Below are 14,659 nucleotides of genomic sequence, written 5' to 3' on the forward strand. Positions count from 1 at the left end.
TGATAGAACAATGGAGTATTTGTGATGAGGGGAGATTAAGTATGAATATTGCGGAATTCCAGAGGTATGTATCAAATTTCAGTAAAGAAAAAGGATTTCAAGATACAACAATTGAAGAGCGTACGATGTATGCGATGGCGGAATTAGGTGAATTAGCGGAAGTTATATTAAGGCGTGATAAAATACAAGATTTGAAAAGAGAGATTGGTTTAGAAATGTTTGATGTAATTTGGAATGTATGTGATTTAGCAAACAAGTTAGAAATTGATTTAGAGAAGGCATTCGAAGAAAAAATGATGATTAATAAAAAACGTGAATGGTAAAAGGAAAGTTAAAAAGCGCACAAAATTTTGTGCGCTTTTTATTAATGGTATGAAAAATATGTAAAAAAAGATGGAACAAACATTTGAGATGAACTGTCTAATATAGGTAATAATTATTTAGTTTGAAAGAAAGGGTGGAGAAAATGAAAAAGAATACATTATTAAAATTAGGGGTATGTGTTAGTTTGCTAGGAACAACTCAATTTGTTAGTACAATTTCTTCTGTGAAAGCGGAACAAAAGCTAGAGCAAAAAGTAATAAAGAATGAGACAGGAACTATTTCAATTTCTCAGTTAAATAAAAATGTATGGGTTCATACTGAGCTAGGTTATTTTAATGGAGTAGCAGTTCCTTCGAGTGGTCTAGTTCTTACTACTTCTAATGGGTTAGTACTTGTCGATTCTTCTTGGGATGATAAGTTAACGAAGGAACTAATAGAGATGGTAGAAAAGAAATTTAAGAAGCGCGTAACGGATGTTATTATTACACATGCGCATGCTGATCGAATTGGCGGAATTAAAACGTTGAAAGAAAGAGGCATTAAAGCGCATAGTACAGCATTAACTGCGGAACTAGCAAAGAAAAATGGATATGAAGAGCCACTTGGAGACTTACAAACAATTACGAATATGAAGTTTGGAAATATAAAAGTAGAAACGTTCTATCCAGGGAAAGGGCATACAGAAGATAATATTGTCGTATGGTTACCGCAATACAACATTTTAGCTGGAGGCTGTTTAGTGAAATCTGCGGAAGCTAAAGATTTAGGGAATGTTGCTGATGCATATGTAAATGAATGGTCCACATCGATTGAGAATGTATTGAACCGATATGGAAATATGAACTTAGTAGTGCCTGGTCATGGAGAAGTAGGGGACAGAGGATTACTTTTACATACATTGGATTTGTTGAAATAAGAAACTGTGGGAATATAAAAGCGAGGAGAAATAATTTTCTCCTCGCTTTCTTCTAACTATATTTAAATGCGAAGCTATAAATTATGCCTGCATAAGTTACTGAGATTTTAATTCCAAGTATACAAATACCAGTACCGTCATAATTGCTATAACAACATAAGTAACATCAAGCATTATAAGTGTCTTTAAAGTTTCAGTCATCCTAATTCACCCCTGTTATAAAAATATAACATGACCTCTTATCAATTAAATAAGAGATCATAAAGATAACAATGTACATGAAATTTCTTAAGTAGTTTCTATATAAATATATCATATAAATAATGTAAAAAATGTTAAGATGGTGTAAACGTATTGTAAATAAAGAGGTTTCCTATAAAATCTTTAATCAAAAAATTGATAGTTCTTCAAAATGAAAAAACGCTATTCTTTCTGTTGAATGATAGAAAGAATAGTGTTTTTGTATGCTTATTAGTTGCTAATAGTTCTCTAAATCAATTATCTAGCTATTTGAAGGCATCAACAAAGGTGTCCATTTTTCTGTATGTTTTTTAGTGTCAGTAAAAATATTATGTCAACAATATGAACTGTCACAAATTTATATATATTATTGTGATTGATATCACATCCTTTTTTCCTAATGGGTATTATGCTTGATTTGTAATGAATGATTGGGAGAGGGTGGGATGATATGTTTTGTTATCAATGTGAACAAACGCCAACAGGCGGATGTAAAGTGATGGGTGTTTGTGGTAAGAATGAAACAATTGCAAGTTTACAAGATACGATTGTGTTTGGATTAAAAGGAATAGCGGCTTATCGTACACATGCTGCGCAGCTAGGGTATACAGATGCATTTGTAGATGCTACAACTCAAGAAGCGCTATATATGACATTAACAAATTCTAACTTTAATGAACAAGAACATATTGATATGGCTATGAAAGTAGGGAAATCGGCTTTACGAGTAATGGAGTTATTAGATGAGGCACATACGAATCACTTTGGTGTTCCGGAGCCTGTTCAAATTACGCAGAACCATGTAGAAGGTAAGGCAATTGTAGTTACTGGTCATAATTTATTTGCATTAGAAGAGTTATTAAAGCAAACAGAAGGAAAAGAAATTAACATTTATACGCATTCTGAAATGCTACCAGCACACGGATATCCACAACTGAAAAAATATAAACATTTAAAAGGAAACATTGGTAAGGCATGGTACGATCAACGACGACTTTTCGAAAAATTCACTGGTGCTATATTAGCTACAACGAACTGTGTTATGCCAATTAAAGGATCATACTCTGATCGATTCTTTTCATATGATATTGCAGGCTTAGAGGGCGTACAAAAAATTGAAAATGACGATTTTACACCAGTGATTCAAAAAGCGCTAGAACTTCCAGAAGTACATATGGAGTCGGATGAACAGTTAGTAACAGGGTTTCATCATAATACAGTATTATCATTAGCTCCAGAAATTATTGAGGCAGTAAAGGAAGGGAAAATTAAGCGTTTCTTTGTTATCGCAGGTTGTGATGCACCAGGAAAAGGCGGGGAATACTATCGTGAATTAGCAACGTCACTTCCGCCAGAAACGATTATTTTAACAACTTCTTGTGGGAAATTCCGTTTTAATGATGTAAATTATGGTGTTGTACCTGATACGGAGATTCCGCGTTACATTGACTTAGGACAATGTAATAATTCAATTTCTACAGTGAAAATAGCGGCCGCTTTAGCTGATGCTTTTCAATGTGAAGTGAATGAATTGCCAGTGAGTATTGTTCTATCATGGTTTGAACAAAAAGCGGTTGCCATTTTACTTGGGCTATTTAGTCTTGGTATTCAAGATATTCGCATTGGTCCAAAGGCACCTGAATTTATTTCACCTGGTGTGCTTGATGTATTACAAGAGACATTCGGTTTAAAACTAATTACAACCGCAGCAGAAGACATGAATATGATGTTATCGTAACAAAAAGGATGTCCTATATGTAGAGTTGACTTTATAAAGAGTTTGTATGTATTCGCAAGCTCATGTATTAGATGCACAGGTGCATTAGTAGAAGAACAAAAAAATGATCCGTCTTTTTAATAAGGAAAGCTATCCACATTCATTAACTTCGGAATATTATAACGCCCAAAATAAAAATGCGGAATTTTTGTTTTGGGTATTTCCTTTTCTTAGCTGGATAGGTATGTGGTGAGATTTCTTAAGAAGAAAATAGGCAGTATCCAATAGATAATAGCGGATTTAAGAAAAAATTTAAAAATCGAGTTGACATTCTATCTACATAGTCATACAATGTAGGGGTAATGGGTAATACTGAATAGCGTAGTTTTTAAAAATATATTCAGTATCCAATAGGCAAAAGCGGATTTAAGAAAAAATTTAAAAATCGAGTTGACATTACATCTACTTAGTCATACAATGTAGTTGTAATAAGTAATACTGAATAGTGAGGTTTCTCAAAAGCTATTCAGTAAAAATTAGCCTTAGTACTCTGTGATACTGAATATAAGTCAGACAGAATAGGGGGTAAAGGAGGATAAGAATATGGAAAATTTAACTGAAATGCTAAAAGGTTCACTGGAAGGGTGTGTTCTGGAAATCATTAGCCGCCGTGAAACTTATGGCTATGAGATTACCCGCCACCTGAATGATCTTGGGTTTACTGAAGTCGTGGAAGGAACGGTCTATACCATCCTTGTGCGATTAGAGAAGAAAAAACTTGTGAATATTGAAAAGAAACCGTCAGACATGGGGCCGCCTCGCAAGTTTTATTCACTAAATGAGGATGGCCGTCAGGAGCTTGAATTGTTTTGGAGAAAATGGGATTTTGTATCATCAAAAATTAACGTCTTGAAGTCAAACTAGCCTCATAAGATTAAATATTCGGCCGATATTTTGGGAGTTTCTTGTTCTGCTTTATAAAAAAGGAGGAAAAATAATATGTTGGAAATGTTCAAAAAATTAATTGGTGATAAAAAAGAGTACAAAATGATGATGGCACGGGTTGGAGCTCTGCCAGAGGACTATCAGTTTGTGTTTAAGAAAATTCAAAACTACATGTGGAATTTTTCAGCTGGTAACGGGATGGATATGCTACACATACAGTATGAACTAATCGATTTGTTTGAAGCCGGTGCGGCGGAAGGCAGACAAGTGCTAGAAATAACTGGGGAGGACGTGGCATCCTTTGCTGACGAACTAGTGGCAAATGCTAAAACTTATGTTTCCAAGTATCGTGAAGATTTGAACGAAAGTATCATGAAGCAATTGAGAAAAAAATAAATGCAACAGGTAATACCGACTGATTAGCTGGTTACAAATGTGAATTGCCACCATCGCTATTCAGTTATATTTTTAAACCAGTACTAAGTAATACAGATTATCAGTGATACTAAATAGAGGAGTGCAGGCAGTCTAACTTTACAAAACATTTTTCAAGGAGGAAAAAAGCATGAGCAACACAGCGATTTCTGTAAAAGGGTTAAAAAAATCCTTTAAAGATAAGGAAGTGTTAAAAGGGGTGGATTTTGAAGTGCAGCGTGGCGAAATTTTCGCGCTGCTGGGCTCAAATGGAGCGGGCAAGACGACGATAGTCAATATCCTCTCGACGCTGATGAAGCAAGATGGCGGCGAAGTAGGTATTTGTGGTTTTGACGTTCAGCGTCAACCGGATCATGTTCGTCAAAGTATCAGTCTGACAGGGCAGTTCGCAGCTTTAGACGGTATGCTCACGGGGAGAGAAAACTTGATAATGATTGCCAAGTTGCGTGAAGTTTCTAGTCCCGCTCAAGTCGCTGACAATTTGCTTGCAAGATTCAGCCTGACTGATGCAGCCAACCAGAGGGCAGACCAGTACTCAGGTGGGATGAAGCGCCGGCTTGACATCGCGATGAGTTTGATTGGGACGCCAGCAGTCATTTTTCTCGATGAACCGACGACAGGGCTTGACCCCGAAGCGCGGATTGAAGTGTGGGATACCGTCAAGGAACTTGCCGGCGGCGGCACAACCATCTTGCTGACAACTCAGTACCTCGAGGAAGCCGAACAACTGGCGGACCGTATCGCTATCTTGCATGGCGGAAAAATTATTACGACTGGCACTCTTACAGAACTTAAAGAGATGTTCCCGCCAACAAAGGTGGAGTATATCGAGAAGCAGCCGACATTGGAAGAAATTTTCCTTGCGATCATTGGAAAAAAGGAGGAGATGTAAATGAAAAGCAAAACAGGGGTATTATTAGGGCGCTTAATGCGTAACATCATGCGCAGTCCAGATACAATTATTACAGTAGCGATTACGCCGATTATGATGATGCTGTTGTTTGTCTACGTATTTGGCGGCGCCATAAAGACAGGAACGGATAACTACGTCAATTATTTATTGCCGGGAATCTTGCTGATGGCTATCGCATCCGGTGTCGCTTACACTTCCATACGGTTGTTTACGGATGTAAAGAGCGGGCTGATGGCACGTTTCATTACTATGCCTATCAAGCGTTCGTCGGTATTATGGGCTCACGTATTAACATCACTTGTTGCTAATGTGCTTACTATCGTGGTGGTTATCCTTGTTGCGCTCTTAATGGGCTTCCGTTCCAGTGCTAATATTCTGGATTGGCTCGCGGTAGCTGGAATACTCGGGATGTTTACGCTGGCGCTGACATGGTTGGCTATCATTCCTGGGTTGACAGCGAAGTCTATGGAAGGGGCGACAGCCTACTCGTACCCACTAATTTTTCTGCCCTTTATTAGTTCGGCCTTTGTTCCTACCGAAACTATGCCAAAAATTGTTCGTGCGTTCGCTGAAAACCAGCCTGTGACTTCAATCGTGAATGCGATTCGTGCCCTCTTATATGAAGGGACTGTTGGCAAGGATATTTGGATTGCACTTGCTTGGTGCGTTGGCATTATGGTTATCGCTTACTTCTTCGCTGGTAAAGCATTTAAACGTCAGTTAGGGTAAAACCATCAGTTCGGTGTTCTATTGCAACTAAATCTTCTGAAATAATATATATGTTTGGAAAAGTGGATTAAAATCACATCAATCTTAGTTAATGCTATAGTTGTTGGTATTTTTACTGGTTGCGTAGTTGGTACGTAAGTAGGATCAGACGTTGAGAAAAAGCAGACTGAGAGAGTTAAAAGAGAAGAGATAATATTTTGACCTCAATTCTAATTGCCATATAATAAATGCAATTTTTATACATGAAAAGCCCACCTATTTCCGTAGGTGGGCTATATCTTTACTACACAATTCGAAAGTATACTCTCTTTTTCTAAATATGTAATTATGCATATTTAGAAAAAACTACACTTAATAAATATTACATATAGTAAATGGAAACTTATGGTGTAATTCTTTTAACAGGCTCAACATGATAACCATTATATAAGGTGCGTAGGCTCCTTTGGAAAAGTTCTTCTTTTCTGAAAAATGAATATTAATTCGTTATATGCAATAAAAATTCACGGGAATAATTTTATGTTTTCTAAATTTATTCCTTTACATCAATGTGTATTATTTATTACAACAGCTTCATGTCAAAGATAAGATGTGAAAGCAAAGGGAAATATAAGTATCTTTATAACGAGTTCCTAATATAATCAATGTGTTAACGAAAGGAACTCTGTATTATGTTTATTTTTCTATTAACTAATACAGCTTCAAAAAATAGACACAATTGCTACATACCAATTGTAATTTATTATCTATTCATAATTCTGTTTATTCTGTCTTTCTAAAAATAAAAAAATATTAGACTCGCAAATATAAACGTTATAATGAGGGCGTCGAGAGGTAACCGATTACCTACGAAGAAAATATCAAACATTTTAAAATTGGACAGACTGAAACGATTAATTACAGAAAGGTGTGTGACCAGAAGGGGGATTTCTTCAAAATAGTTTAGCAGCAGCGGATATCGTATTAGCTGGTGTAAACAATATCATCAATGGTAAGTATAGGGTTGGAGGATAAATGCCTCGCACATTAAGAGAGACAGCTTTAGGTGGAATCGTTTACAATATGGCGCATCTAGTAAGCGGTTCATTTTTTAAGAATGGTCTATATTCTTAAGCCTAAAAAGAGACGTAAGAATAGGATATAAGGGGGATTTATTATATGAATGGGAATACTGCAAAAAAAATAGAATTTCAAGCTGAAAATAATGCAGTGAAAAATGAGAACTATCTAGATCCTAAAAAGTGGCATAAACAAGATACTACTTGGGCATTGAGCCTTTTTGGAACAGCAATTGGAGCAGGGGTGCTCTTTTTACCGATTAATGCAGGTTCAGGTGGTTTATTATCATTACTACTAATTACATTGCTTGCATATCCAGTTATGTATTACTCACATAGGGCACTTGCTAAAATGATTTACACTTCTAATTCTGCTGATGAGGGGATTACAGGCACAATAAGAGAGTATTTCGGAAATAAGGCAAGTATCATTTTTAACATCGTATATTTTGGCTCAATTTATACAATCGTATTGATGTATTCGGTTGCGCTTACAAATACCGCAAGTAGTTTTATCGTGCATCAATTGCACATGCCGGAGCCTCCAAGGGCCATTTTATCTCTTGTATTAGTGCTCGGCCTTATTGCTATACTAAATTTTGGTCAAGATATTACTGTGAAAATCATGAGTATGCTCGTATATCCTTTCATAGCTTCTCTACTTTTCATCGCAATATCTTTAATTCCACAGTGGAATACGTCAATGCTTAGCTTTTCAAGTGTTTCTACTGCTTCAACAGGAACAGGATATTTTGGAACGATATTAATGATTTTACCAATCATCGTATTCTCATTTAATCATTCACCTATGATTTCATCATTTGTTGTGAAACAGAAGGCTACGTATGGAATAGAAGCTACTGATGCTAAATGTGCACAAATACAAAAAGTTTGTTATATCATGACATTCGTTGTAGTTATGTTCTTCGTTTGGAGTAGTACACTGAGTTTGACTCCAGAGGATTTAAAAATGGCAAAAGAGCAAAACTTATCAATCCTTTCATATCTTGCTAATGAGCTTAATTCGCCTGTAATCACTATTGCAGCTCCAATCATTGCTTTTGTGGCTATTACAAAGTCTTTCCTTGGCCATTATATAGGAGCATTTGAGGTAATGCGTGACGTGATTATGAAGTTCGGTAAAACACGTGGAAAAGTTATTGAAGAAAAAACAATTAAGACAATGATCCTTACTTTTGTTGTATTAACATGCTGGTTTGTCGCTTATACAAATCCAAGTATTCTTGGAATTATTGATTCTCTGAGCGGTCCATTAGTTGCTGCTATTTTATGTCTATTACCGATGTATGCGATTAGTAAAGTACCAGTACTAGCTAAATACAAAGGGAAAATGAGCAATGTATTTGTTATTGTTGTAGGTGTACTTACTGTTTTAGCAAGTATTAAGTCATTATTCTAAGTCACTATTGTTGGTTTTAGTTCAAAAATAGTGGAATATGAAAAAAGAATGAAAGATCTTATGGATAAGATAAATCCACACTCGAATTTTAACGAAGGTTAAACTCTAATATAAAAAGACATGAACAAAGATTAGTTCATGTCTTTTTTGCGTTCGCGTTATGACTAGAAGAGCGTTTAAAGCAGCGGTAGTAAATAAAATATTTTCTCTATTTGCTTGAAAATAGGGGTAACTGGCATCTAGTCAAACTCAATATTATTTTAGGTGTAACGGGTCACTGCTTATGGGCAGTATAAGCATAATCTCTCTTTTAAACCTTCTAACACTTCTTCAGGAACTTCCCTGATTTTGATATCTTTACCTAGGAAAAGTAGCCAATTTGTTATTTCTATCAATTCATCGAGATTGTTAACATTGATAAAAGTTTTTAGAATGGCTGTGGATTGGTAAGGATTTGTATAGGAAATAGAAATTTTTATAGGATGGTATTTTTTGAACTGGGTAATCGCTTTTGGACCAAGTTCAAGTACAAGGTTGATTGCTTCGTCCTTCTTACCTAGTTTTTCTGAAATTTTTTTCTTACTTAATCTATTTTTCGGCGTATAGGGTTCGACATTAATGAGATGATCGACAAGAAACATCTTCTTTTTTTCTTCTTTTATGTCAAAGCCTTCAATTATCCAATGGCTTTTTTCTTGATAAAGGTGCAGTAGATAAATTGGATAAGACTTGGTTTCCTCCTCTTCTTTTAAGGTAATCAATAAATGGCTATCTAAAAGAAGGATTTGGATGAGTTTTTCTAACATAGGATGGGGGAGGTCAGAAAGCTCAAGTAGGTCAGGATTATGAGGGTTAGTCCCTTCAAAAAGCAAGATTTGATTTAAAAGAACAAGATCATCCTGCTGGATTTCTGAGATGAGTCCTAGTAGTTTTTCAGCTAAAGACTGACGACTTTTTAAATAGGGAAGTTGTTGATTTCTTGTGGCCATAAAGGCAATAAAAAGAGCTTTGACCTCATTATCAGTAAAGCGAACAACGGGCAGGATAGAGTTATGCATGACAAAATATCCTCCATCCCTGCCAACTTCAGCGACGAGCGGCATCCCCATGGCTTCAATTTCTCTAATGTCTCTAATAGCTGTCGATCGTGAGATGTTAAATTCTCGTATGATTTCAGAAATTGTAAAGTGGGAGCGGTTGTTAATATAGCGCATGATCGTATTAATCCGTTCAACTTTTTTCATGTTGGTCTCCTAAACAGTATCATTTTTTGACATGATTTAAAGATATTATAAACTCATCAAGTGAAAAGATAAATCGTTTGATTAATTTAAAAGTGAGGAAGGTTTTAAATATGAAAAATTATACAATAGAAGAAAAAGATAGCTTTATCGTGTTAGGTATTGGAACTGAACTTAAGAGCCACTATACAGACTTTGCGGGCATAAACAAGGAAAAGGCAGACTTTTGGCTGGCCGTCGAACAAGATGGAAGGTTGGACACTTTAAAAGCTTTAGCTACAAATGATTACATTTTTTCTGTGAGTGAAGCGGTGAATAACAAGATGATGTATTACGCTGGTGTCATGACAGAGGCAACGATACAAGAAGAATCTAGAGTTATCCAGTTTCCGAGGGGAGAATACCTAGTAGTTAAAGGGGAAGGCAATACAGCTGAGGAGCTAAGTAATAAGCTTACTGGTATTGCATTTGGTCAAGCATTAGCAGAAGTAAAAGATTTTGCCTATGTTGGTGGGCCAAATACAACAGTTGAGATGGGGCAGCGAAATGGCTTAGTATTTGGTGAAATATGGATTCCAGTTGTTAGGAAGTAAAGTGTTAAAAGGAGAGATGGAATTGTCCAATATAGTTGATTTTAAAAACGTAACTACAGCTGGCATGGAGTCTTCACCTGTAGCAGAAGCACTTGCGGGTTTACGTGCCCATGAAGCACGTTACTTTATGAATAAATACAAGCATGAATTTACGGTTGTATCAGCTAGTGAAAGCGAGAAGACTCTTGATTATGTGAACCGCATTTTGAAAGAAGAACGTGATATTGAGTTTGCGGCAAAACCTTTAGAAACATCACGTTTTCAAGTGGAAAATATTAAATTTGCGTACGTCTTCTACGAGGATGGTCTTGCAGTCAACGTCATGTATACATTGGATAATCCGAAGAAGCGGGCTGTTGGATTTAAGCTTTCAGAGGGAATGGAGATACCAACGGAGTTAGTAGAGAAGTTTAAGTTTGCTAGACAGAAGTCTAAACTTGCTGGAACAATTCGAGGTTCGTTTTTTGTGATAAAAGGAGAATATAGTGTAAGTTGAAGAATCATTCATTTGTTATATTGAGTTATTTTTTAAAAGGCGCGATTAAGGCTAACGATCTTGAATTGTTAGCCTTTTTTTACATAAGTAAATAATATTTACAGTTTGCTACACACTACGTTCAGATAAAATAAAACGAAAGGAAATTACTGTAGGGTGGTGGTGGCGTGAGCAAAAAAAGGCTATTTGAGCTATTCTTAGTAACTTTTGCTTTACTGTTCCTTCATGTAAGTACATTTACTAATGAAAAATTGAATGATAAATTTGGTAACTTTACCTTCTTTGTTGTATTTCTCATGTTTTAATATCAACGTTGCATTTATAGAACGGTATTTTGATGATATACAAAAGTGAATTCGAAATATCACATTTCTTCTTGCCTTGTTAGTAGTAACTTTAATATCACTATGGATAGGTTACTTTTAAAGCCTTGTGATTAAGGAAATTTTGTTTTGTTATCTTTCCTTAACAACAAACAAGACGCCAACCAGATCATGGTAGCGCCTACGATAATTACTATTGGTTTAATCATTAACAAGTATATCTGGACCCTTTTTCAACATATACGAGAAACCCGAAATAAATACGATACTAAATATAATAATGGAAGACCACATATTAAAATGAAATTCTTTACCTACAACTAAATAGTAGATGTTATGGACCAAGAAATTAGCACCTATGATAATCCCACCTAACATTGAACTAATTACAAGGCTGATTAAATAAAATTTGAGCTTCTGAAACATTTCCCCTCTACTCCTTTTCTAAAATTAACTTTATTCAGGATGTTTTAGAAAATTATACCATTTATTTTTCTAATATTCTTAAATCTATAATATATTTAAGGTTATTTTAAGAGAAGAAGAATTGCCTACCCGAATGTCCATTTCGGGGTTCCACCAATATGCCCATCAAGCTAATGAAACTAGTTGCCCCAAAGCAAAAAATGTATATTTTCACCTGGAGATGCCAATTTTCTCGTTTTGGGGATACTATAAAATTTTAGGTTGATAGCCATGGGGTCCCGCCACATTGCCATCAAGTTAAGAAACTCATTGTTCCCCAAAAACGAAAAAATGTTATGCTCTCTGTATATTCCTACAGAGAGCATAACATTTTTTATGACTCTTTCTATTCAAAATGAACTACAATTGTTTACAGAGAAATTCCCCCGACATATGTCATCACATATCTTGGATAAATTAGCTAGAGAAATAGGATTTGTTCAACAGGAAAATAAATATTAGCAGCTTTCTTTCTTCCAAGAACAAATAAAAGAAAGCGTTGATTCTTATCTTCATTATCCAGGAATATACTCAGGCGGCCAAGAAAATATTTAGTGCAATAGTTACTCGAAAGAATAACTGAAAAATAACATACGAGGAGATGGAAGAAATGAAAAACGAAGGAATTCAACAATTACAAGAAAATTGGGAGTTAGATAAACGTTGGAAAGGGGTAAAACGCCCGTATTGTGCCGAAGATGTTATTCGTCTTCGAGGATCTATCGATATTGAACATACACTAGCACGCCACGGTGCAGAGAAACTTTGGCAATCGCTTCATATAGAAGACTACATCAATGCGCTTGGTGCATTAACAGGAAATCAAGCAATGCAGCAAGTGAAAGCAGGTTTAAAAGCAATTTGTGTAAGTGGTTGGCAAGTAGCTGCTGATGCCAATTTATCTGGACATATGTATCCAGACCAAAGTTTATATCCAGTGAATAGTGTGCCCGCTGTTGTAAAAAGAATCAATCAAACGTTGCAACGTGCTGATCAAATTCAGCATATGGAAGGTGGCAGTGATATAGATTATTTCGTACCAATTGTTGCAGATGCAGAAGCTGGTTTTGGTGGGCAATTAAACGTATTTGAATTAATGAAAGGAATGATTGAAGCAGGCGCAGCAGGTGTACATTTTGAAGATCAGTTGTCTTCAGAAAAGAAATGCGGACATTTAGGTGGAAAAGTATTATTACCGACACAAACGGCGGTACGTAATTTAATTTCTGCTCGTTTAGCTGCGGATGTTATGGGCGTGCCGACAGTAATCGTGGCAAGAACAGATGCAGATGCAGCAGATTTAATTACGAGCGACATTGATCCAATTAATCAAGAATTTATTACAGGAGAAAGAACAACGGAAGGTTTTTATCGTACAAAAGCGGGGCTCAATCAAGCAATTGCACGTGGCCTAGCATATGCACCGTACGCAGATCTTATTTGGTGTGAAACGTCTGAACCAAATTTAGAAGATGCGAAGCGTTTTGCAGAAGCAATTCATGAGAGATACCCAGGAAAGTTACTCGCATATAACTGTTCACCGTCGTTTAATTGGAAACAAAAATTAGATCAAAAAACAATTGAAAACTTTCAAAAAGAAATGGCATCATATGGTTACAAACTCCAATTTGTAACACTTGCAGGATTCCATTCGTTAAACCACAGTATGTTCGAATTAGCACGCGGCTATAAAGAACGTGGTATGGCAGCGTATTCTGAATTACAACAGGCCGAATTTGCAGCAGAAGAGCATGGTTATTCTGCTATGCGTCATCAACGCGAAGTTGGAACAGGTTACTTTGACGAAGTAGCACAAGTGATTACGGGTGGAACTTCATCTACGACAGCGCTGAAAGGTTCTACGGAAGAATTGCAGTTTAAAGATAATTAATTCAGTTATTGTGGAGAAAGTCTTAAATAACATTGGCATTTTGAACAAAAATTGCATGAGAAACACATATATAATATTCTATTTATTTTGAATTTTCTCGATGTGTTTGTTGCATTTTTAAATTATAATATAAGTAACTCTTTTTATTGCTATATATCTGTCATTTCTTGTTACAGAATCCTTATTATAAGGATTCTGTTTTTTTGCATTAAATTTCTACAAACAAAAAAGATAAGATCGGAGAATTCAATCTTATCTTTAGTACAAGGAGTAAACATAAGGAATAATCATCATATTTTTATCACGCTTTATTTTAAAATTTTGAAACTATAAATAACAAGTATATCTATATTGAGAAATTTATTTGTAAATGTTTCAAATTAGAAAAGGTTAGCTCCTCACTTCACCCCAGCCAAAAACCTTACACCCAAAAACGAAGGGAAACTCAATTATCAAACTCATATTAAGTTTCAATCTTGCCTAAGCACCCATTAGGATATACAACTGATCATCTATTTTTCTTTACATAATCTCCAGATACAGTCCATATCAACTATAGATTCTTGTCTTATGCTAAATGTAGTTCCAAACAAAACAAGGAGGTAATGAAAAATGATTAAAACATTATTAGCAGGAGCACTTTTAAGTACAGGATTGGTAGCGGGGGGTGCAGTAGGTGCAGATGATGCGAAAATGGACAATTTAAAATCAAATGAAGATAGTTCAAATCAAGTAATTACACGGAGTGCAGATGGAACAACGTCTTTCTCACAAAACTTTGATGTACCTAAAGATGCAGTGCCAGCAACTTTTAAAGAACATGCAAAAACTGTTGAAAGAACAGAGGGCACAGACTCTCAAGAAGGAAAAATGGTACCAACAAAAGAAGGAAATTAAATAATATATAGTTATAACGAAGAGCATCCAAAAAGTGGTGCTCTTTTTATATTATA

The 14,659-nt window shown here is 35.6% G+C and carries 13 protein-coding genes and 3 pseudogenes; 14 read left to right on the forward strand and 2 right to left on the reverse strand.

Features of this window, described 5'->3' with window-relative positions:
* Positions 1-41: 41 nt before the first annotated feature.
* The 9 genes and pseudogenes from ABH959_RS13610 (at position 42) to ABH959_RS13650 (ending at position 8,697) form a co-directional block, all read left to right on the forward strand.
* Entirely contained in the window at positions 42-323 is a 282-nt protein-coding gene (locus ABH959_RS13610) for a MazG nucleotide pyrophosphohydrolase domain-containing protein (RefSeq protein ID WP_113935996.1), read from the forward strand.
* Between the two features lie 143 nt (positions 324-466).
* On the forward strand, positions 467-1,240 hold the full coding sequence (gene bla2, locus ABH959_RS13615) for a BcII family subclass B1 metallo-beta-lactamase (RefSeq protein WP_002137546.1): 774 nt from the start codon (positions 467-469) through the stop codon (positions 1,238-1,240).
* A 691-nt stretch (positions 1,241-1,931) separates the two neighbouring features.
* A complete protein-coding gene (gene hcp, locus ABH959_RS13620; RefSeq protein ID WP_113935995.1) occupies positions 1,932-3,218 on the forward strand; it encodes a hydroxylamine reductase in 1,287 nt (428 codons plus the stop codon).
* A gap of 582 nt (positions 3,219-3,800) precedes the next feature.
* The gene (locus tag ABH959_RS13625; RefSeq protein ID WP_002087595.1) at positions 3,801-4,121 is read left to right on the forward strand and encodes a PadR family transcriptional regulator; all 321 of its coding nucleotides are present in this window, start codon (positions 3,801-3,803) and stop codon (positions 4,119-4,121) included.
* A gap of 75 nt (positions 4,122-4,196) precedes the next feature.
* The gene (locus tag ABH959_RS13630; RefSeq protein ID WP_002014108.1) at positions 4,197-4,538 is read left to right on the forward strand and encodes a DUF1048 domain-containing protein; all 342 of its coding nucleotides are present in this window, start codon (positions 4,197-4,199) and stop codon (positions 4,536-4,538) included.
* 169 nt (positions 4,539-4,707) lie between these two features.
* The gene (locus ABH959_RS13635) at positions 4,708-5,469 is read left to right on the forward strand and encodes an ABC transporter ATP-binding protein (protein ID WP_404492713.1); all 762 of its coding nucleotides are present in this window, start codon (positions 4,708-4,710) and stop codon (positions 5,467-5,469) included.
* A complete protein-coding gene (locus tag ABH959_RS13640; protein ID WP_404492715.1) occupies positions 5,470-6,219 on the forward strand; it encodes an ABC transporter permease in 750 nt (249 codons plus the stop codon).
* A gap of 54 nt (positions 6,220-6,273) precedes the next feature.
* Positions 6,274-6,469, forward strand: a pseudogene (locus ABH959_RS13645) (PRK06770 family protein); the annotation flags it as partial.
* 908 nt (positions 6,470-7,377) lie between these two features.
* Positions 7,378-8,697, forward strand: a complete 1,320-nt coding sequence (locus ABH959_RS13650) for an aromatic amino acid transport family protein (RefSeq protein ID WP_404492717.1) — start codon at positions 7,378-7,380, stop codon at positions 8,695-8,697.
* Positions 8,698-8,978: 281 nt separating this feature from the next.
* Here the strand turns inward: ABH959_RS13650 and ABH959_RS13655 are convergent, their stop codons facing one another.
* Positions 8,979-9,941 carry a helix-turn-helix transcriptional regulator gene (locus tag ABH959_RS13655; protein WP_113935993.1) on the reverse strand — a complete coding sequence of 321 codons (963 nt, stop codon included), beginning with the start codon at positions 9,939-9,941 and terminating at the stop codon, positions 8,979-8,981.
* Between the two features lie 110 nt (positions 9,942-10,051).
* Between ABH959_RS13655 and ABH959_RS13660 the strand changes: the two genes are divergently transcribed.
* The 3 genes and pseudogenes from ABH959_RS13660 to ABH959_RS13670 all read left to right on the forward strand — a co-directional run bounded on the left by ABH959_RS13660 (position 10,052) and on the right by ABH959_RS13670 (position 11,453).
* Entirely contained in the window at positions 10,052-10,531 is a 480-nt protein-coding gene (locus tag ABH959_RS13660; protein ID WP_016091906.1) for a GyrI-like domain-containing protein, read from the forward strand.
* Positions 10,518-11,027, forward strand: coding sequence for a phage tail protein (locus tag ABH959_RS13665; RefSeq protein ID WP_113935992.1), 510 nt, complete (start codon positions 10,518-10,520; stop codon positions 11,025-11,027). Before ABH959_RS13660 ends, ABH959_RS13665 begins: the two co-directional genes overlap by 14 nt.
* 167 nt (positions 11,028-11,194) lie before the next feature.
* Positions 11,195-11,453 (forward strand): annotated as a pseudogene (locus tag ABH959_RS13670) (DUF3963 domain-containing protein).
* A gap of 98 nt (positions 11,454-11,551) precedes the next feature.
* On the opposite strand, the gene ABH959_RS13675 reads toward ABH959_RS13670, so the two are convergent.
* Positions 11,552-11,776, reverse strand: coding sequence for a hypothetical protein (locus ABH959_RS13675; protein WP_078181419.1), 225 nt, complete (start codon positions 11,774-11,776; stop codon positions 11,552-11,554).
* Between the two features lie 649 nt (positions 11,777-12,425).
* Here ABH959_RS13675 and aceA point away from each other — a divergent pair.
* Positions 12,426-13,706 carry an isocitrate lyase gene (gene aceA / locus ABH959_RS13680; RefSeq protein ID WP_404492719.1) on the forward strand — a complete coding sequence of 427 codons (1,281 nt, stop codon included), beginning with the start codon at positions 12,426-12,428 and terminating at the stop codon, positions 13,704-13,706.
* A 612-nt stretch (positions 13,707-14,318) separates the two neighbouring features.
* Positions 14,319-14,597, forward strand: a pseudogene (locus tag ABH959_RS13685) (hypothetical protein); the annotation flags it as partial.
* Positions 14,598-14,659 lie beyond the last annotated feature (62 nt).

This window comes from Bacillus sp. RC51 (genome assembly GCF_044908115.1).
GTDB lineage: Bacteria > Bacillota > Bacilli > Bacillales > Bacillaceae_G > Bacillus_A > Bacillus_A mycoides.

Bases quoted from the DNA above. Each gene is read 5' to 3' on its own strand.
- ABH959_RS13610 (WP_113935996.1), top strand. From the start codon at position 42: ATGAATATTGCGGAATTCCAGAGGTATGTATCAAATTTCAGTAAAGAA.
- bla2 (WP_002137546.1), top strand. From the start codon at position 467: ATGAAAAAGAATACATTATTAAAATTAGGGGTATGTGTTAGTTTGCTA.
- hcp (WP_113935995.1), top strand. From the start codon at position 1,932: ATGTTTTGTTATCAATGTGAACAAACGCCAACAGGCGGATGTAAAGTG.
- ABH959_RS13625 (WP_002087595.1), top strand. From the start codon at position 3,801: ATGGAAAATTTAACTGAAATGCTAAAAGGTTCACTGGAAGGGTGTGTT.
- ABH959_RS13630 (WP_002014108.1), top strand. From the start codon at position 4,197: ATGTTGGAAATGTTCAAAAAATTAATTGGTGATAAAAAAGAGTACAAA.
- ABH959_RS13635 (WP_404492713.1), top strand. From the start codon at position 4,708: ATGAGCAACACAGCGATTTCTGTAAAAGGGTTAAAAAAATCCTTTAAA.
- ABH959_RS13640 (WP_404492715.1), top strand. From the start codon at position 5,470: ATGAAAAGCAAAACAGGGGTATTATTAGGGCGCTTAATGCGTAACATC.
- ABH959_RS13650 (WP_404492717.1), top strand. From the start codon at position 7,378: ATGAATGGGAATACTGCAAAAAAAATAGAATTTCAAGCTGAAAATAAT.
- ABH959_RS13655 (WP_113935993.1), bottom strand. From the start codon at position 9,941: ATGAAAAAAGTTGAACGGATTAATACGATCATGCGCTATATTAACAAC.
- ABH959_RS13660 (WP_016091906.1), top strand. From the start codon at position 10,052: ATGAAAAATTATACAATAGAAGAAAAAGATAGCTTTATCGTGTTAGGT.
- ABH959_RS13675 (WP_078181419.1), bottom strand. From the start codon at position 11,776: ATGTTTCAGAAGCTCAAATTTTATTTAATCAGCCTTGTAATTAGTTCA.
- aceA (WP_404492719.1), top strand. From the start codon at position 12,426: ATGAAAAACGAAGGAATTCAACAATTACAAGAAAATTGGGAGTTAGAT.